17 protein-coding genes, 1 tRNA gene and 1 pseudogene are annotated in these 17,938 nt (G+C 45.2%); 15 read left to right on the top strand and 4 right to left on the bottom strand.

The window, feature by feature from the left end; genetic code table 11:
- The 3 genes from FGQ85_RS09950 (at position 1) to FGQ85_RS09940 (ending at position 4,448) form a co-directional block, all read left to right on the top strand.
- Positions 1-1,005, top strand: coding sequence for a HAMP domain-containing sensor histidine kinase (locus FGQ85_RS09950; protein WP_243128535.1), 1,005 nt, complete (start codon positions 1-3; stop codon positions 1,003-1,005).
- 93 nt (positions 1,006-1,098) lie between these two features.
- Positions 1,099-1,782 carry an ABC transporter ATP-binding protein gene (locus FGQ85_RS09945; protein WP_138373370.1) on the top strand — a complete coding sequence of 228 codons (684 nt, stop codon included), beginning with the start codon at positions 1,099-1,101 and terminating at the stop codon, positions 1,780-1,782.
- A complete protein-coding gene (locus tag FGQ85_RS09940) occupies positions 1,779-4,448 on the top strand; it encodes an ABC transporter permease (protein WP_138373369.1) in 2,670 nt (889 codons plus the stop codon). The genes FGQ85_RS09945 and FGQ85_RS09940 overlap by 4 nt, the downstream gene beginning before the upstream one ends.
- Positions 4,449-4,470: 22 nt before the next feature.
- Here the strand turns inward: FGQ85_RS09940 and FGQ85_RS09935 are convergent, their stop codons facing one another.
- From FGQ85_RS09935 to FGQ85_RS09925, 3 genes and pseudogenes are all read right to left on the bottom strand, one after another.
- Complete coding sequence (locus FGQ85_RS09935; protein WP_138373368.1) at positions 4,471-4,935, bottom strand: C-GCAxxG-C-C family (seleno)protein; 465 nt, start codon at positions 4,933-4,935, stop codon at positions 4,471-4,473.
- A 108-nt stretch (positions 4,936-5,043) separates the two neighbouring features.
- Positions 5,044-5,656: pseudogene (locus tag FGQ85_RS09930) on the bottom strand (nucleotidyl transferase AbiEii/AbiGii toxin family protein).
- Positions 5,657-5,742: 86 nt separating this feature from the next.
- Positions 5,743-6,336, bottom strand: coding sequence for a type IV toxin-antitoxin system AbiEi family antitoxin domain-containing protein (locus FGQ85_RS09925; RefSeq protein ID WP_087255236.1), 594 nt, complete (start codon positions 6,334-6,336; stop codon positions 5,743-5,745).
- Between the two features lie 213 nt (positions 6,337-6,549).
- Here FGQ85_RS09925 and FGQ85_RS09920 point away from each other — a divergent pair, with 213 nt between their 5' ends.
- The 11 genes from FGQ85_RS09920 (at position 6,550) to FGQ85_RS09870 (ending at position 16,331) form a co-directional block, all read left to right on the top strand.
- Entirely contained in the window at positions 6,550-7,014 is a 465-nt protein-coding gene (locus FGQ85_RS09920; RefSeq protein WP_243128534.1) for a DUF2975 domain-containing protein, read from the top strand.
- Positions 7,015-7,027: 13 nt separating this feature from the next.
- On the top strand, positions 7,028-7,264 hold the full coding sequence (locus FGQ85_RS09915; protein WP_087166498.1) for a helix-turn-helix transcriptional regulator: 237 nt from the start codon (positions 7,028-7,030) through the stop codon (positions 7,262-7,264).
- Positions 7,245-8,723 carry a DUF4173 domain-containing protein gene (locus FGQ85_RS09910; protein WP_138373367.1) on the top strand — a complete coding sequence of 493 codons (1,479 nt, stop codon included), beginning with the start codon at positions 7,245-7,247 and terminating at the stop codon, positions 8,721-8,723. Before FGQ85_RS09915 ends, FGQ85_RS09910 begins: the two co-directional genes overlap by 20 nt.
- Before the next feature lie 12 nt (positions 8,724-8,735).
- Complete coding sequence (locus FGQ85_RS09905; RefSeq protein ID WP_087255245.1) at positions 8,736-9,578, top strand: fumarate hydratase; 843 nt, start codon at positions 8,736-8,738, stop codon at positions 9,576-9,578.
- Positions 9,539-10,177, top strand: a complete 639-nt coding sequence (locus FGQ85_RS09900; protein ID WP_171027934.1) for a Fe-S-containing hydro-lyase — start codon at positions 9,539-9,541, stop codon at positions 10,175-10,177. The genes FGQ85_RS09905 and FGQ85_RS09900 overlap by 40 nt, the downstream gene beginning before the upstream one ends.
- A 13-nt stretch (positions 10,178-10,190) precedes the next feature.
- Positions 10,191-10,901 carry a lysophospholipid acyltransferase family protein gene (locus FGQ85_RS09895; protein WP_087166494.1) on the top strand — a complete coding sequence of 237 codons (711 nt, stop codon included), beginning with the start codon at positions 10,191-10,193 and terminating at the stop codon, positions 10,899-10,901.
- 204 nt (positions 10,902-11,105) lie between these two features.
- On the top strand, positions 11,106-11,675 hold the full coding sequence (locus FGQ85_RS09890; RefSeq protein ID WP_087255268.1) for a glycerol-3-phosphate responsive antiterminator: 570 nt from the start codon (positions 11,106-11,108) through the stop codon (positions 11,673-11,675).
- Positions 11,676-11,713: 38 nt separating this feature from the next.
- Positions 11,714-13,210 carry a glycerol kinase GlpK gene (glpK, locus tag FGQ85_RS09885; RefSeq protein ID WP_087255250.1) on the top strand — a complete coding sequence of 499 codons (1,497 nt, stop codon included), beginning with the start codon at positions 11,714-11,716 and terminating at the stop codon, positions 13,208-13,210.
- A 33-nt stretch (positions 13,211-13,243) separates the two neighbouring features.
- Positions 13,244-14,680, top strand: coding sequence for an NAD(P)/FAD-dependent oxidoreductase (locus FGQ85_RS09880; protein ID WP_087255253.1), 1,437 nt, complete (start codon positions 13,244-13,246; stop codon positions 14,678-14,680).
- A gap of 17 nt (positions 14,681-14,697) precedes the next feature.
- Positions 14,698-15,963, top strand: a complete 1,266-nt coding sequence (locus FGQ85_RS09875) for an FAD-dependent oxidoreductase (RefSeq protein ID WP_087255256.1) — start codon at positions 14,698-14,700, stop codon at positions 15,961-15,963.
- Positions 15,964-15,965: 2 nt separating this feature from the next.
- Positions 15,966-16,331: a DUF1667 domain-containing protein gene (locus FGQ85_RS09870; RefSeq protein WP_087166490.1), complete on the top strand. Its 366-nt coding sequence runs from the start codon at positions 15,966-15,968 to the stop codon at positions 16,329-16,331.
- Positions 16,332-16,422: 91 nt separating this feature from the next.
- On the opposite strand, the gene FGQ85_RS09865 is transcribed toward FGQ85_RS09870, so the two are convergent.
- Positions 16,423-17,346 carry an alpha/beta fold hydrolase gene (locus tag FGQ85_RS09865; protein ID WP_087166489.1) on the bottom strand — a complete coding sequence of 308 codons (924 nt, stop codon included), beginning with the start codon at positions 17,344-17,346 and terminating at the stop codon, positions 16,423-16,425.
- A 288-nt stretch (positions 17,347-17,634) separates the two neighbouring features.
- On the opposite strand from FGQ85_RS09865, the gene FGQ85_RS09860 reads away from it, so the two are divergent.
- Positions 17,635-17,722 (top strand) — tRNA-Ser (locus FGQ85_RS09860).
- Positions 17,723-17,938 lie beyond the last annotated feature (216 nt).

Below are 17,938 nucleotides of genomic sequence, written 5' to 3'. Positions count from 1 at the left end.
ATGAAACTGTTTCGGAACCGGGAGATTGGAAGCTATATGGCCGCTTTCCTGCTTACTACAGCTGCAGTCTGCATCTGTTTTCTTTTAACAGGAGGAAATGCGGTCTTTTATCTGATGGCGGAAGGTCTGATCCTTCTTGGGATTTTTCTCATCTGCCTGAGAAGGCGGTATGAGGATATGGAAAAACTGACCCAGAAGGTCGACCGGATTCTTCATGGGGAGGATCAGCTGGAGCTTGGTGAATATAAGGAAGGGGATCTCGAAATTCTAAAAGACGAGATATATAAGATGACTGTGCGGTTAAGAGAGCAGAACGAGCAGCTGGAACGGGAAAAGAGTTATCTTGCCAATGCGCTTGCTGATATTTCCCATCAGATCCGCACGCCCCTTACTTCTTTAAATCTTATGGTAGAACGGCTCAGAAGACCGGATATGGAAGAAGGACAGAAACGAAAAATCTACCGGGAAATGACAGGGATGCTTCAGAGGATGGAGTGGCTGATCCTGGCTCTTCTGAAAATTTCCAAACTGGATGCAGGGGCGGTTACATTGGAAAAACAGAAAATTATGGTAAGACCGTTTTTGAGAGAAGTCTTAAGTGTTCTTGAAATTCCGATGGAGCTTAGGGAGCAGCAGGTCATTTTGAACGGAAATGAGGATGCTTCTTTTTATGGAGATGAATCCTGGACTATGGAGGCAGTCGAAAACGTACTGAAAAACTGTATGGAACACACCCCTTACGGCGGAACAATCCGGATTTCCTGGGAGGAGAATCCTCTCTACACGGAGATTTCAGTGACAGATTCCGGAAAGGGGATCGATGAAAAAGATCTGCCGCATATTTTTGAACGGTTTTATAAAGGCAGAATGTCGGAACAGCAGAATTTTGGCATTGGACTTGCGCTTTCACGCAGCATCCTTTCCCACGAGAAGGCGGTGATTACAGCAAAAAACGCAAAAGAAGGAGGGGCGAAATTTCAGATGCGTTTTTATGAAAACCGTTAAAAAACGGAAAGTGACAGAATTGTTATGAAAAAGTCATCCGGGTGTCATGCGGGCCGGGTATACTCATTTTCAGAAAGCAGGAGGAGGAAAAGTATGGAAATTCTAAAAATAGAAAATCTGACGAAAGTTTACGGAAAAGGAGAAAATGAGGTACACGCTCTCAACGGAGTTTCTTTTTCAGTGGAGAAAGGGGAATTTGTCTCCATTATCGGATCATCAGGATCCGGAAAATCCACACTTCTTCATCTGATCGGAGGAGTGGACCGGCCGACATCCGGAAAAGTATATGTGGACGGAAAAGACGTCTATGCACAGAAAGAGGAGGCGCTTGCTATCTTCAGAAGGAGACAGGTGGGGCTGATCTATCAGTTTTACAACCTGATTCCGGCCCTCAATGTAGAGGAAAACATGACGCTTCCGGTGCTGATGGACGGAAGAAAGGTTAATCAGAAGAGGTTTGACGAGCTGATCGAAGTACTGAACATGAAAGACCGGATTCACCATCTGCCAAACGAACTTTCCGGAGGGCAGCAGCAGAGGGTATCCATCGGAAGAGCATTGTTAAATGCCCCGGCTATTCTGCTGGCGGATGAGCCGACCGGAAATCTGGATTCGGAAAACAGTAAGGAGATCATGAATCTTCTGCGGTATTCCAACCGGGCATACGATCAGACGATGCTTGTAATCACCCACGATGAAAATATCGCCCTTCAGGCGGACCGGATTATCACCCTGGAAGACGGGCGGATTGTAAGAGATGAGGTGGTCCGCTCATGAATATCTTTGCAACCATTACAAACAGAACAATGAAACAGAACAAGGCAAGAACGATCGTGACGATCATCGGCGTCATTCTTGCCACCGCAATGATATCGGCGGTCATCACTCTGGGAATCAGTTTGCAGAGATATATGTATGATTATGCGGTAGAAACTGACGGAAACTGGCATGTTGCGGCAAAAGGGCTTTCCGAAGAGCAGGTCAAAGAATTTCAGGAAAATGAGGAAGTGAAAGATTCTTCCGTAATTTCCGAGATCGGATATGCCAAGATCGGTGAAAATGATGAGGATCTTTTCGGACAATATCTGTATCTGCAGAGTATTGATGAAAAAGCGGCTGAAATGCTTTCTGTCAAACTGACCCAGGGAAGGCTTCCGGAAAATGAAAATGAGATCATCATTCAGGGAGGACTTCAGCAAAACGATAATGAAATCCGGGTCGGAGATACGATTTCATTCCCGGTGGGAGACAGAAAAGATGCAGAGGGAAACAGCCTTTCTTTCAATGCCTATGTCCAGGTTGATGAGGAAGGGAATCTGGCGGAGACTTTCCAGGAACGGGAGCAGAGGCAGTTTGAAGTAGTTGGATTTCTGGAACACTGGGGAGACACCCAGGTAGCAGGCGCAGGTCTGGATGCTTTTATAGGAAAAGGAGAGGAATCCCAGTCCGTCAACCAGATCTATATGGAACTGAAAAATCCTTCGGACGCATTTGATTTTATGGAAAAATATGAGGATGAGTTTTCCATGCAGGGAAATACCAGTGTCCTGAGATGGATGGGCGTTTCCGGAAACGCTTCCTTTGAAGGAATGTTGAATGGAATGTTGACAATACTGATTGTGATCATTGGAGTAGGAGCCGTTTCCCTTATCTACAATGCGTTTTCTATTTCGCTTAGAGAACGGACGACGCAGTTTGGCCTGTTATCCTCCATTGGAGCAACGAAGCGTCAGCTGCGAAGATCCATGTGGCAGGAGGCCTGGATTGTGGGAGTAATCGGAATTCCGATCGGTATTCTCTGTGGAATTGGAGGAATCGGAGTTACGTTGTATTTTATCGGAGATTCCATGGCTCAATTTATCCATGGTACGCAGAGCGGAAAGATGACATTGCAGACATCGCCGGGAGCCATTTTGTTATCGGCTCTGATAGCGTTTTTGATCATCTGCATTTCCGTCTGGATTCCTGCGGCAAGAATTAAAAAGATCACGCCGCTGGAGGCAATCCGGGCAAATAAGGATGTCCGCATCCGTGCAAAAGAAGTGAAAAGTCCGAAAATCATCCAGAAGCTGTTTGGACTGGAAGGAATGCTGGCAGATAAAAACTACAAGAGGGATCGGAAGAAATACCGTGCAACTGTATTTTCTCTGACCATTAGCATTGTGCTCTTTACGTCGGCAACCCTGTTCTCGAATTATATGGACATGACAGGAAGTTTTATGCTGGAAGCACCGGAATATGAACTTCAGTTTGTGCTGGTTGATTCCAAAGAAGATGACATAGAAGGAAAAGATAATGAACGGGAAGACCTGCTTCAGATGTTTGAGCAGGGCGAGGATGTGGATGAAGTAGAACTTCATGGAGAAATGAGCATGCCGGCCGGGATTGCGAAAGAGGATCTCGCTGATGAGGCTACGAACTATATATGGGGATATGGACTTCAGGAATTTTATACAATTACCGAGGAAGCAGCATCACCATTCAATGAGAAAAATTATTACGCATATTTTGAGGTGATCGGACTTTCAGATGAAGCGTTTGAGGAGTATGCTTCTTCTCAGGGAGTGAATCCGGCTCCGTATATGCAGAAAGGGAACAGAGAAGTCCTCTTTTATGATAACTATCAGTTCTATAATGGAGACAGCGGGCGATATGAGAATGTCCGTACGATAGACCAGGAGGGGATCAACATCCAGATCCTTCCGGAAAATCCATCCTATGATGAGGAATATCAGGATCCAAATACAATTATGAACGGAGCAGAAAGCCTTGTATTGGGACAGCGCGTAGATCAGATGCCGGAAGGGATTGAAAATTCAAATTCCATCTGTACGATTGTGATTCCAGAGAGTCGTGGAGAAGAGCTCATTGGAACGAACAGTTATAACCGTTCTGGATTCATCTGGTGCTATCAGATTCAGTCTTCCAATTATCAGAACTCTTATGAAGATCTGACTCAGAAAATGGAAGAGAGAGGGATCGATAAAGATGCGCTCAGAAATATTGCACAGCAGTATGAACAGGACAGAGGAATTCAGATCGCGATCCGTATTCTTTCATTTGGATTTATTACACTGATCTCCCTGATTGCGGCAGTCAATGTGTTTAATACGATCTCCACCAATATCATGCTGAGAAAACGGGAATTCGCCATGCTCAAGTCCATGGGAATGAATATGAAAAGCATGAAGAAGATGATGAATTACGAGTGCCTGATCTACGGATTCCGTTCGATCTTCTACGGAGTAATCCTGTCTCTGCTGATCAGTTTTGCCATGTTTATGGTTCTGAGCCAGGGAGCGGCTGTAGATTTCCGGCAGCCTTGGGAAGGAATTCTCATTTCTGTGATCTGGGTATTTGCTGTTGTATTTATCACGATGCTCTATTCCATGAGTAAGATCAAAAAACAGAATATTATTGATGAATTAAAGAAAGATTCATAAGAAAGAACAGCAGGAATCGCACTTAGGATTCCTGCTGTTCGTCATGTTTCAGCTCTCTTAAAATAATCTCCGCAGTCTTTTTTGTAGTAGAAGTGACAATGTCCGTACACATGGCTTTTCGTTCCGGGGCGTCCCTGTCGTAGTCTTTGATCAATACTCCGCAGCAAGGCGAATGGAAGGATTCCGTAAAGAAATCATGGAGTTCCTTCGTCAGTGCGAAGCAACGCTGATTTCTCGGATCTCCCGGCGTCCTCCGGCCAAAGAAGTAGCCGATGCACATCGCACCTCCTGCCAGAGCTCCGCAGATGCAGCCGCCTCCGCCCAGACCCCACGGAAATCCGCTGCTCATGGCAATGGCGTCATCAGAAAGATCAATTTCAAAATTTTTACGGATTGCATAGATGACAGATTCCGAACAGGCAAATCCCTGATGGAAGATGTCATCTGCGTCCTGAGCAAGCTGCTCCATATCGATGTTTGTATTCATATACATTCCTCTTTTCTCTTCTCTCTTTATATCCCATTATATAATTCCGAAAGAAAAAAGTAAAATGCAGCACATCAGGATTTTTCTATATTTTGTTTACAGTTCTTGCTAGAAATTCATTCTCTCTGTAAACTCAGTTATTGTTTCCATGATAGCAGGATATGTAATCTCTCTTGCATATAAATTTTGTGTTTGATACCTTTTCCATAAACCCTGCAGAACAGTTGATTCTCTCAACGCTGGCAGAATACGTGCCGTGTCCTGCAGAACGGATAAGGAATCTCTTTTCTTCGCTGTGGAAAGAACTGCCTGTTTTAAAAGGTACCAGTCTGCATTTTCCTGATATAGTCGATACAAAAGGTGTAAATCATAAAAATCTCTTGCACGCGTATTTCCGATATTTCTTCGGATAATCGTTTCGTATTTTTCCGCCAGTCGCTTGGATCGAAGCACGGAAATTTTCGTATTCGTCATCTTCACGGATAGGTGTTAGGTATAAAAGCTGAAATTCGATTCCATCATTCACTGGCTGATTCAGAATTTCGGTGATCGCTTTCCGTATGCTCTTTTCATCCATTGGAAATCCTTTTACAGTTGTGTCCATATCCATTGTAGTCCGTTCAGTTATTCCAAGGATGGCGGAAATTAAAAGACCGCCTTTTAAAATAAACTTGTCCTTGTATGAAGAAACGGAAAGACGTTCAATGATACGTTCAAACATGAAAATCTGGAGGACTTCCTGTGCATGGATTCCTTTCTTTTTTGCCAGGCTGCGGATGGATCCTTTTAATTGTTCTGGTGTTTTCATCATAATATCTCCATATACTCTTGCACTTTTTCCTCAATGTGAAATTTCTTGGCATATTCCATCAAGCGAATATTATCACGCTCTTTGGAAGAAAAATATCCTTTCACCGCCTGAATAAAAACCTGTGGATCAGTCTGCTTGCGGCTTCGTATCATATCACAGATACACCGTTCTCTATCATAGACCGTGATTTTCCCGCCCTGCGGTGAGATCATCTTTATCATTCCAAGGTCCCATAAGGACGGTTTGATTCTGTGGAACTCTACATGAAATAATTCTTCTTTTAGATAAAATACATTGTAGGTCTTCGGCACTGTCATGGAAATCATCTGTGGAAACCGATCTGACAGGCCATGAAAATACAATGCTGTTCCATAAGAGAAAACGCCTTTTTTACATCTGCTCTGCAACAATACAAATTCATCATTGATACTGTCAGCAAAGGAATAGATTCCCCGACTTTCCCGAATCAGGCTGCCTTCTTCCAAATATTTTTTGAGATATTCCCGGCGAATTCCTGCGTTGGTTACGTCTTTGGTATAGAGATAACCATTTTCCCTGACAAGTTTTTTTAAAGAATCTAAATCAATCATAACATCACCCTTTTCGGCTTAACTTGACACCATTATATCATATAGTATCAAGTTTGTACATATTTTTTAGAAGTTCAATTTCCGTATCAGGTTGAATGTAGTGAATGAAGAAATTCTTAATTTTATCGAAAAACGATAAATCTATATTGAAAAACAATAAGCACCGTGCTATGGTATAGAAAAGTCAAAGAGCAGCAAGGAGGATGCAAAACAATGATGGGAAAAAGATCTGAGAGAAGACTGATACAGGGAACAAAATGGATTCTGGATTTTATGTTTGTTTCCGGGGTGATTGTACTTTTGATGTCCCCGTTTCTTTTACGGTACGCGGGAGATCATTTTGCGGGAGTCATCCGGGAACACTATATCCTGTATGTGGCGGTTTATCTGATTTCCGGTGTGATGGGACTTGCGATTGTATTCTGCCTCAGGAAGATGATGAAGACTGTCATAAGTCAGGACTGTTTTGTAGATGAAAACGTGAGAGAACTCAAGATCATGGGCACGGCAAGTTTTGTGATTGCGGCAGCGTTTCTTGTGAAAACCATATTTGCGGGAACCGTGGCAGGCGTGGTGATTATTGTTGTATTTTTTATTGCGGCGTTGTTCAGCTTCGTGCTGGCGGGTGTCTTTTCAGAAGCGGTCCGCTATAAAAAAGAAAATGATCTGACAATTTAGGAGGGTTCTGAAGATGGCAATACGTATGAATCTGGACGTCATGATGGCAAAAAGAAAGATCGGGCTGACGGAATTGTCGAAGGAAGTCGATATCACGATGGCCAATCTGTCAATCCTGAAAAACAATAAGGCAAAGGCCGTACGGTTTACGACGTTGGAAGCACTTTGCAAGGCGCTCCACTGTCAGCCGGGAGATCTGATCGAATATGTAGAAGAAGAGGAGGAAAAGGATGGAGAAGAGCAGATATGAAGTAATCATGGAACAAAAGACGGGAAAACTGCTTGCGGGCAGTCTGATCTACGGGATCTTGTTTGCGGTTCTTCTGTACCGGAATATGAGCGGAATCGGGATTCCGGTCCTGATGCTGGTAACCTGCCTGTTTCTTGCGGGATTTTTCCGGATGTTTGAAATGAAACTGAAAAAAGAGACGGTCTATTATATGACCGTGATGGTGCTGCTTGGTGTATCATCGACTTTGACGACATCGGATTTCTTTATTATGTTTAACTGGTTTGGAAGTATCGGATTGTTCTTTCTGATCCTGATCCACCAGTTTTACGAAGACCGGAACTGGAATTTCCTTTCTTATACAGTGGTGTATCTGAGAATGATGTTTGCTCCGCTCGGAAATCTTCTGTCTCCATTCCGGGCACTGATCCGATACCGGAAAAGTAAGGAAGACGGGGAAGAAAAGAAGAAATCAGGTTATATCGGACAGGTGGTGCTCGGAATCATTCTGGCAGGTTTGCTTTTGCTTGTAATTTTTCCGCTCCTTTTTTCAGGAGATATGGTATTTGCGGAATTTATCCGTCTGTTTACTGGAAATTTTAGAGGATTTTCTTTTTCGACAGGCTGGATCACCCTGTTTCTGGCTGGATTTATTCTCTGCTTTGCCGTATGGCAGGCATTTGTCAATTATGATCCGGACTTTGAGACGGAAGAAAAAGAAGAGCGTCCGATTCAGGTTGCAGGGATCACCTGCATATCGATTCTGACGGCAGTTTATCTGATTTTCTGTGCGATTCAGCTCGGATCACTGTTCTTCGGACACGGAATGGGGCTTCCGGATGGATATACTTATGCAGAATACGCAAGAAGCGGATTTTTTGAACTGCTTGGAGTCAGTATCATCAATCTGCTGATTGTTCTTGCGGTCATCCACCTGTTTTACCCAAAACGGCTGATGCAGAGACTCCTTACCGTTTTTTCCGGCTGCACGTATGTGATGATCCTTTCTTCCGGATACCGGATGTGCATGTATATCGAAGCATACAGGTTTACGCTTTCGAGAGTCCTGGTACTGTGGGGATTATGTGTCTTGTCTTTCATTTTGGCAGGTGTTATAGTAAATGTATATAAAAAAGACTTTCCACTGTTTCGTTACAGTGCGGCTGTCTGTGCCGCATTCTATTTGATTTTGTCCCTTTCCAGACCGGATGAGTGGATGGCACGTTATAATCTGGCCTATAAAGAAGAGTGGATCGAATCATACGATGAAATCCGGTATCTGTTTTCCAGAGATCTCCTGCTTGCGGTGGACGCGGAGCAGATCCAGCATCTCAAAGGAGATCCGGGAAATCTGATTCATTACTGTCAGGAAGTCGTAGACATGTACGACAATGAACCGGGATGGACATACAGTATCGGTGAGGCGAGAGCGAAAGAATCAGCGGAGCGTTTTTTGAAAGAATATGGAGACATCACATAAGGAGAAAACACGATGCGTACAGTAAATGTCAGTGAGATCACAGAGAACATCAAAGAAATGTGCATAGAAGCCAACCATTATCTCTCAAAAGATATGGAGGCTGCCTTAAAACACTCTCAGGAGACAGAAGCATCCCCGCTTGGACGGCAGATTCTCGGACAGCTTTCTGAAAATCTTCAGATTGCGGCGGATGAGATGATTCCGATCTGCCAGGATACCGGGATGGCGGTTGTCTTTCTGGAGGTCGGACAGGATGTCCATCTGGAGGGCGGAGCCGTCGAGGAGGCTGTCAATGAAGGTGTGCGTAAAGGCTATACCGAAGGATATCTGAGAAAATCTGTTGTAGGGGATCCGATTGAGCGGATCAATACAGGAGATAATACACCGGCTGTTATTCATTATTCCATTGCCCCTGGAGATACTGTCCGGATTACGGTGGCACCAAAAGGATTCGGAAGTGAAAATATGAGCCGGGTTTTCATGTTAAAGCCGGCAGATGGCATCGAGGGAGTCAAAGACGCAATATTAAAGGCGGTCAGCGAGGCGGGTCCGAATGCCTGTCCGCCGATGGTGGTAGGAGTCGGTATCGGGGGAACTTTTGAAAAATGCGCACTGATGGCAAAGCAGGCATTGACACGTGAGACCGGGGCTCATTCCACGATTCCGTATGTCAGGGAACTGGAAGAGGAAATGCTGGAAAAGATCAACGGACTTGGAATCGGTCCGGGCGGACTTGGAGGCACTACAACAGCTCTGGCAGTTCATATCAATACTTATCCGACACATATTGCAGGACTTCCGGTGGCGGTCAATATATGCTGCCACGTCAACCGGCATATTGTCCGGGAACTGTAGGAAGAACCTCAGCAGAAAGATGGAATACAGAAAGGAAGGATAAGACGATGGAAAAGCAGATCAGCGCACCGATCGATAAAAAGACTGCCGAAGAACTGAGGGCGGGAGATTATGTCTATATTACAGGTACGATTTATACGGCAAGAGATGCCGCGCATAAGCGGATGAAGGAAACTCTGGACAGGGGAGAGTCACTTCCGTTTGATATAAAAGGTCAAATGATTTATTATATGGGGCCGTCTCCGGCAAGAGAAGGACGTCCGATCGGATCAGCAGGACCGACAACGGCAAGCCGTATGGATAAATACACACCGGAACTTTTGGATCTTGGCCTTGGAGCCATGATCGGAAAAGGAAAGAGAAGCAGGGAAGTGCTGGATGCGGTTGTAAGAAACAAGGCAGTCTATTTTGCGGCTGTCGGAGGAGCAGGAGCTCTTTTATCAAAGTGCATCCAGTCATCGGAAGTGATTGCCTATGAGGATCTTGGAACAGAGGCAGTACGCAAACTGTATGTGAAAGATTTCCCGGTTATCGTAGTGGCAGACAGCAAAGGAAATAATCTGTACGAAACAGCAATAGAACAGTACAGGAAAGCATAAGAGGAGAAGAAAAATGAAGCGTATATTAATGATGGTCATCCGGAATCTGATTTTTGTTCCGTACGGATGGATTAAACTGTGCTATTACGCCAGCCACGTAGATAAATATACGGAAGAAGAGCGATACCGCCTTTTAAAGTATATTGACCACAAGGCAAATAAGGGAGGCAGCGTCCATATCGAAGTACACGGACAGGAAAACATCCCGAAAGAAAACGGATTTATGTTTTTCCCAAACCATCAGGGGCTTTACGATGTGCTGGCAGTGCTTGAGGCATGCCCGGTTCCTTTTTCGGTTGTCGCAAAAAAGGAAATTGCCAATATTCCGTTTCTGAAACAGGTCTTTGCCTGCATGAAGGCGTACATGATTGACAGGGAGGATGTCAGGCAGGCCATGCAGGTCATCATCGATGTGACAAATGAAGTGAAAAGTGGAAGAAATTACCTGATTTTTGCGGAGGGAACAAGATCTAAAGAGGGAAATAAACCGGGGACTTTCAAAGGAGGAAGCTTCAAATCGGCAACAAAGGCAAAATGTCCGATCATTCCGGTGGCACTGATTGACGCATTTAAGCCGTTTGATACAAACAGCATCAAACCGGTGACTGTACAGGTTCATTTTTTGAAACCGATGTATTACGAAGAATACAAAGACATGAAAACGACGGAGATTGCAGCAGAGGTAAAAAAAAGGATCGAACAGACAATAGAAGAGAATATCTGATACCATAAGAATTTCGGCAGGATCTCTTGTAAAAGAGACAGCATTATGATAAACTTTTCTTAATTGAAGAACAAATGCTGAGACGGGAGAGCAACAGGACAACAGAGATGTTGTTTTGTTTTGCTCTTCTTTTTTTCTGGAAACAGAGGAGGATAGAGTTTCTGATTCCGGAGAATCAGAATGAAGGAAGTGAGTGGAAGAAAAATGAACCAGAGATTCTATGATATGCTGGAGGAAAATCCGGTGATTGCGGCGGTGAAGGATGAGGAGGGACTGGAGAAATGCTGCGGTCTGGAAGACATCAAGGTTGTCTTCATCCTTTTTGGAGATCTCTGCAGTATTCCGGATCTTGTAGGAAGAATCAAGGAGTCGGGGAAGATGGCAGTTGTCCATGCAGATCTGATTACCGGACTTGGAAGCAGGGAGATTGCGGTGGATTTTATCAAAAAGGCTACGCAGGCGGACGGGATCATTTCTACAAAACCGGCTCTGATCAAACGAGGGAGAGAACTGGGAATGTTCACCGTCATGCGGTATTTCCTGATTGATTCCATGGCGCTGGAAAATGTCAGGACTCTTCCGGGCGGAGTCAGACCGGATGTCATTGAAATCCTGCCCGGACTGATGCCGGATATTATCCGGAACATCTGTCAGGATCTGAAGACCCCGATTATCGCAGGAGGTTTGATTACAGACAGAAAATCCGTTATGGCTGCACTGTCGGCAGGAGCATTGTGTGTTTCTTCCACAAACCAGAATGTCTGGACAATGTAAAATACGGCACAGGAGCCGAAAAAAAGGAGGAACTGAATATGGCTAAATATGTAATGGCGCTGGATGCGGGAACCACAAGCAACAGGTGTATCCTGTTTAATGAGAGGGGAGAAATGTGCAGCGTGGCTCAGCGGGAATTCCGCCAGTATTTTCCAAAGCCGGGCTGGGTGGAGCACGACGCGGATGAGATCTGGGCAAGCCAGCTTGGAGTGGCTGTCGAAGCAATGAATATGATTTCCGCTACAGCAGATGATATTGCGGCAATCGGTATTACCAATCAAAGAGAGACCGCCATTGTCTGGGATAAGAATACGGGGGAACCGGTCTATCATGCAATTGTCTGGCAGTGCCGGAGGACATCTGAATACTGTGATTCTCTTGTGGAAAAAGGACTGACGGAAAAATTCCGGGAGAAAACAGGTCTTGTGATCGATGCTTATTTTTCTGCAACGAAGATCAAGTGGATTCTGGACAATGTGCCGGGAGCAAGAGAAAGAGCTGAGAAAGGCGAGCTTTTGTTTGGAACCGTGGAGACATGGCTGATCTGGAAACTGACAAAAGGTGCTGTGCATGTGACAGATTATTCGAATGCGTCCAGAACCATGCTGTTTAATATCAATACATTGGAATGGGACGATGAGATTCTTCAGGAACTTGATATTCCGAAGGCTATGCTTCCGGAGCCGAAACCGTCCAGCTGCATATACGGGGAGACAGACCCTTCATTTCTGGGCGGAGCGATTCCGATTGCAGGAGCGGCAGGAGATCAGCAGGCCGCTTTGTTTGGACAGACCTGTTTCAAGGCAGGAGAAGCGAAAAATACATATGGAACGGGATGCTTTCTTCTGATGAACACGGGAGAAAAACCTGTTTTTTCTCAAAACGGACTGGTTACCACGATTGCCTGGGGAATGGATGGAAAAGTGAATTATGCTCTTGAAGGCTCCATCTTTGTCGCGGGAGCAGCAGTGCAGTGGCTCAGGGATGAAATGAGACTGATTGATTCGGCGGCAGATTCGGAATATATGGCAAAAAAAGAAAAGGATACGAACGGATGCTATGTTGTTCCGGCATTTACCGGACTTGGAGCACCACATTGGGATCAGTATGCAAGAGGGACGATCGTGGGAATTACCCGGGGAGTCAACAAATATCATATTATCCGGGCTACACTGGAGTCTATCGCATATCAGGTGAACGATGTGCTGGAAGCGATGAAAGCAGACTCGGGAATCCAGCTGGCATCTTTGAAAGTGGATGGCGGGGCAAGTGCAAACAACTTCCTTATGCAGACGCAGTCGGATATCATCAATGCTCCGGTCAACCGTCCAAGATGCGTGGAAACTACGGCAATGGGCGCTGCCTATCTGGCAGGACTTGCAGTAGGATACTGGAAAGATAAAAAGGATGTAAAGAGAAACTGGAAGATCGATCAGATTTTCCTGCCATCCATCGATGAAGAAAAGAGGCAGAAAAAAATCAAAGGATGGAATAAAGCTGTAAAATATGCCTATGGATGGGCAAAAGAAGACTGAGAATGGTGTCAGGAAGAAGGGAGACGAGAAGAGATGTATGATGTGATCATAATCGGAGGGGGCGTATCCGGCGCGGCATCCGCGAGGGAACTTTCCCGATACAAGATCAAAGCCTGTGTCCTGGAAAAAGAGGAGGATGTCTGCTGCGGAACATCAAAAGCTAACAGCGCGATTGTACACGCAGGGTATGATGCAGTTCCGGGATCTTTGATGGCAAAACTGAATGTCAAAGGGAATGAGATGATGGAACAGCTTTCAAAAGACCTGGATTTTCCGTTTCGGAGAATCGGTTCTCTTGTCATCTGTCTGAACGAAACGGATATGCCGAAACTGCAGGAACTGTACGAGAAAGGACTGAAAAATGGAGTCAGAGACTTAAAAGTCATCAGCGGAGAAGAGGCAAAGGCCATGGAGCCGAATCTGGATGATCAGGTCTGTGCGGCACTTTATGCGCCAACAGCAGGGATTGTCTGTCCGTTTGAACTGAATATTGCTCTGGCGGAAAACGCATGTGAGAACGGAGTGGAATTTCGATTAGGAACAGAAGTGGAGAACATTGTCAAGATTGACGGCGGATATGAACTTCATACAAATCAGGGAAATTTCCAGACAAGGTACGTTGTTAATGCGGCCGGGGTGTATGCAGACCGTTTTCATAATATGGTCAGCAGGAAAAAGATTCACATCACGCCGAGAAAAGGGGAATACTGTCTGCTTGATAAGACAGCCGGTCAGCATGTGAGCAGAACCATCTTTTCTCTTCCGACAAAATATGGAAAGGGCGTTCTTGTGACACCGACGGTACACGGCAATCTGCTTCTGGGACCGACTGCGAATGATATTGAAAATAAAGAAGGAACCAATACGACCAGAGAAGGACTTGATGAGGTTATCACAAAGGCGGGACAAAGTGTGAAAGACCTTCCGATGAGACAGGTCATCACATCCTTTGCAGGACTTCGTGCTCATGAGGATGGCAGTGAATTTATCATCGGAGAAGTTGAGGACGCAAAAGGATTTATTGACTGTGCGGGAATTGAATCCCCTGGACTTACCAGCTGTCCGGCAATTGGGGAGATGGTGGCGGATATTCTGAAAGAAAAAATGAGGCTGGAGAAGAAGGAGCATTTCATAGAGACAAGGAAAGGTATTCTTGATCCAAATACGCTGTCAACAGAAGAACATGCGGAGCTGATCCGGAAGGAGCCGGCATACGGAAATGTGATCTGCAGGTGCGAAATGATTACAGAAGGAGAGATTCTGGATGCCATTCACCGTCCGCTCGGTGCAAAATCTTTGGATGGAGTAAAAAGGCGTACACGGGCAGGAATGGGAAGATGCCAGTCTGGATTCTGCTCGCCAAGAACCATGGAAATTCTCGCACGGGAACTGGGAAAAGACATGTCCGAAATTACAAAAACGGGCGGAGAGTCCCGGCTTGTCGTCGGTACAAATAAAGACAGATTGTAGAAAGGAAGGCTTCGGAGATGAAAAACTATGATATTGTCATCATCGGGGGAGGACCGGCAGGGCTTGCAGCCGCAGTCTCAGCAAAAAGAAATGGAACAGACAGTATTCTGATTCTGGAAAGAGACAAGGAGCTTGGCGGAATCCTGAACCAGTGTATCCATAATGGATTTGGCCTCCATACTTTTCAGGAAGAACTGACCGGACCGGAATACGCCCAGCGGTTTATTGATCAGATCGTTGAACTTGGCATTGAATACCGGCTGAATACCATGGTTATGGATATCAGCCATGAAAAAGTGGTAACGGCCATGAATAAAGAAGAAGGGCTGTTTGAAATTCAGGCAAAGGCTGTCATTTTGTCTATGGGCTGCAGGGAGCGGTCCAGAGGAGCGCTGAATATTCCGGGATATCGTCCGGCAGGCATTTATTCCGCTGGTACTGCGCAGAGACTGGTCAACATGGAAGGCATGATGCCGGGGCGTGAGATCGTGATCCTTGGCTCCGGAGATATCGGATTGATTATGGCCAGGAGAATGACGCTTGAAGGGGCAAAAGTCAAAGTGGTAGCGGAGCTGATGCCGTATTCCGGAGGACTGAAGAGGAATATTGTTCAATGTCTCGACGATTATGGAATTCCGCTGAAATTAAGTCATACAGTTGTAGACATCAAGGGAAAGGAACGGCTGAAAGGAGTCACACTGGCCGAAGTGGATCAAAACGGGAAACCAATTCCTGGAACGGAAGAAGAGTATTCATGTGACACACTTCTGCTTTCTGTCGGATTGATTCCGGAGAACGAACTTTCACGCGGCATGGGTGTGGAAATGAGCAGAGTTACATCCGGTCCGGTTGTCAATGAGAGTCTTGAGACAAATATTGAGGGAGTCTTTGCATGCGGAAACGTGCTTCACGTACATGACCTGGTGGACTTTGTGTCTGAGGAGGCAGCTGCGGCGGGAAAACATGCGGCAGCGTATGTAAAAGGCGAAAGCAGACCGGGAAGCGGGCGGAGAATCACAATGAATCCGACAGGAGGAGTACGCTATACGGTTCCATCCACGATTGATCCGGAACGGATGGAAAATGAGCTTACTGTACGCTTCCGTGCGGGAGCAGTATTTAAAAATTGTTATGTAAGTGTATATTTTGATCAGGAAAGGGTCATACGCCGCAGACGTCAGATTGTGGCTCCGGGCGAGATGGAAGAAATCAGGCTGACAAAGGAACAACTTTCTCAGCATGCTGACCTGAAAATAATTACAGTAACAATAGAGGAGGCGTAGAAATGGAAATTCGACATTTAACCTGTATCAGCTGTCCGATGGGCTGTCCGATTACGGTAGAGATGGAAGATGGACAGGTCGTAAGTGTTACAGGAAATACATGCAAAAGAGGCGATATCTACGCGAGAAAGGAAGTGACAAATCCGACCCGGATTGTGACTTCCACGATCCGGGTAAAAGGCGGAGCTGAAGATATGGTATCGGTAAAGACAAAGGAAGATATTCCAAAAGGGAAGATTTTTGACTGCGTCAAAGCACTCAAAGGAATCGAGAAAGAAGCTCCGGTAAAGATTGGCGACGTAATCCTGAAAGATGTGGCCGGGACAGGCGTGGATATTGTTGCGACGAAACATGTAGAAAAAGCATAAAGAAATAAAATGTGCCGTACACGGAAAAGAATATAATTCCTGTACGGCACATTTTATTTCTTTATGCAGAATATCTTATCGGAGCCGGATGTCAGATCAGACTGTCCATGAAGTCGATAATCCCCTGTTCTACATCACAGCGGATGTCTGCGTAATTGTGAATTTCATGGCGGTATCCAGGATACACTTTTGTCTGAACCTGATGCCCGGTATCATGAAGCCAGTTGGATACTTCATAGAGACCCTGACCATAGTTGCCGACCGGATCCTGATCTCCTCCAATATTATAGAATGGCAGAGAAGCAGGTACTTTTTCAGCCCACTCTTTTCCTGTGATTACACGCATCATCTGAGTGAAATAGTAAAGAGAACGATTCAGCGTTGGCTTGGTAAAAGCATCGAACGGATCTTCCGCATGGTCTTTCTGAACATATGGATCAGAACAAATCCATTCATTGCCGAGAGCAGAACTTTCGCAGCGTTCACACATCCATCCGAGAAGTTTTCCGGCATAGGACGGATCTGCCTCATCGCCATGGCCACCGTCGACAACTGATTTCAGTTCCTCCTCCGCCTCCCCGGCTCCCCGGAAAACACCGGCGGTACCGCAGATTGTGACACCGGTCAGCTCTGCACCATATTTGGCTGCATAATCTCTTGCGATAAAAGATCCCATGCTGTGTCCGAAAAGAAAATATGGAAGCTCCGGATATTTTTCGCGGACAATCCCGGTCAGTGCATGTTCATCTTCCATCATAGTATGGCATCCCTTGTCACCCCAGTCTCCCCAGGTATCGTTCATCATAGCCGTTTTTCCATGTCCTACATGATCATCGGCCGCAACAATATAGCCGGCATCCACAAAGGCTGAAATCATGTGAAGATATCTTCGTGAGTGTTCCCCATATCCGTGGATCAGCTGGACAATGCCCTTCGGCTTTGCAGCGGGAACGTAAATCCAGCCACAGACGGTATCACGTTCATTATAAGATGGAAACTGAACTTCATGTAACATATAAACACCTCCATTCTAGATTACAGATCGTAAGTTCATCTCATCTGTCTAAAATCATTGTAGAATTCAGAAAAAATGATGTCAAGAAAGAATGCGTATCTTTCCGGCTTTCTTAAATTAAAACAGGAAAAACGGAGAGAGAATTATATAATGAAAGATGAAAAAAGTGAAATTTCAAAAATTGGCAAGAAAACCGAAAAATTCTGCTTGACAATAAGAAAGGAGTTTAGTATAATTACTCATGCGTTATGGAACGCATAATAAAATACTGACATGAATTCAGTATCCGGAGAAATACTCAAGAGGCTGAAGAGGCGCCCCTGCTAAGGGTGTAGGTCGGGCAACCGGCGCGAGGGTTCAAATCCCTCTTTCTCCGTTTTATTTATTGCCCTTTTTCGGGTGATAAATAAAGAACAGATTATCAGATCAAAAAAACAAAAAAAGTTTTAAAAAAGTGCTTGACAGAAGCGAGCGGATGTGATAATCTAATATAGCTGTCGCGAGAGAGCGGCAACGAAAACAAAGAACTTTGATAACTGAACAATAGACAACGATCCCTGAAAATTCATGAGAATTATTCAGAACAAGGAAC

Source organism: Pseudoflavonifractor sp. BSD2780061688st1 E11 (assembly GCF_005844125.1).
GTDB classification, from domain to species: domain Bacteria; phylum Bacillota; class Clostridia; order Lachnospirales; family Lachnospiraceae; genus Sellimonas; species Sellimonas catena.
Note: the sequence above shows the minus strand (reverse complement) of the source record. Positions and strands in the feature narration are given on the sequence as shown.

Excerpts from the sequence above, each read along its gene's own strand:
- FGQ85_RS09870 (WP_087166490.1), top strand. The coding sequence starts at position 15,966 with ATGGAAATTCGACATTTAACCTGTATCAGCTGTCCGATGGGCTGTCCG.
- FGQ85_RS09905 (WP_087255245.1), top strand. The coding sequence starts at position 8,736 with ATGCGTACAGTAAATGTCAGTGAGATCACAGAGAACATCAAAGAAATG.
- FGQ85_RS09950 (WP_243128535.1), top strand. The coding sequence starts at position 1 with ATGAAACTGTTTCGGAACCGGGAGATTGGAAGCTATATGGCCGCTTTC.
- FGQ85_RS09915 (WP_087166498.1), top strand. The coding sequence starts at position 7,028 with ATGGCAATACGTATGAATCTGGACGTCATGATGGCAAAAAGAAAGATC.
- glpK (WP_087255250.1), top strand. The coding sequence starts at position 11,714 with ATGGCTAAATATGTAATGGCGCTGGATGCGGGAACCACAAGCAACAGG.
- FGQ85_RS09925 (WP_087255236.1), bottom strand. The coding sequence starts at position 6,336 with ATGATTGATTTAGATTCTTTAAAAAAACTTGTCAGGGAAAATGGTTAT.
- FGQ85_RS09920 (WP_243128534.1), top strand. The coding sequence starts at position 6,550 with ATGATGGGAAAAAGATCTGAGAGAAGACTGATACAGGGAACAAAATGG.
- FGQ85_RS09875 (WP_087255256.1), top strand. The coding sequence starts at position 14,698 with ATGAAAAACTATGATATTGTCATCATCGGGGGAGGACCGGCAGGGCTT.
- FGQ85_RS09865 (WP_087166489.1), bottom strand. The coding sequence starts at position 17,346 with ATGTTACATGAAGTTCAGTTTCCATCTTATAATGAACGTGATACCGTC.
- FGQ85_RS09900 (WP_171027934.1), top strand. The coding sequence starts at position 9,539 with ATGCTGCCACGTCAACCGGCATATTGTCCGGGAACTGTAGGAAGAACC.
- FGQ85_RS09880 (WP_087255253.1), top strand. The coding sequence starts at position 13,244 with ATGTATGATGTGATCATAATCGGAGGGGGCGTATCCGGCGCGGCATCC.
- FGQ85_RS09940 (WP_138373369.1), top strand. The coding sequence starts at position 1,779 with ATGAATATCTTTGCAACCATTACAAACAGAACAATGAAACAGAACAAG.
- FGQ85_RS09895 (WP_087166494.1), top strand. The coding sequence starts at position 10,191 with ATGAAGCGTATATTAATGATGGTCATCCGGAATCTGATTTTTGTTCCG.
- FGQ85_RS09890 (WP_087255268.1), top strand. The coding sequence starts at position 11,106 with ATGAACCAGAGATTCTATGATATGCTGGAGGAAAATCCGGTGATTGCG.
- FGQ85_RS09910 (WP_138373367.1), top strand. The coding sequence starts at position 7,245 with ATGGAGAAGAGCAGATATGAAGTAATCATGGAACAAAAGACGGGAAAA.
- FGQ85_RS09945 (WP_138373370.1), top strand. The coding sequence starts at position 1,099 with ATGGAAATTCTAAAAATAGAAAATCTGACGAAAGTTTACGGAAAAGGA.
- FGQ85_RS09935 (WP_138373368.1), bottom strand. The coding sequence starts at position 4,935 with ATGAATACAAACATCGATATGGAGCAGCTTGCTCAGGACGCAGATGAC.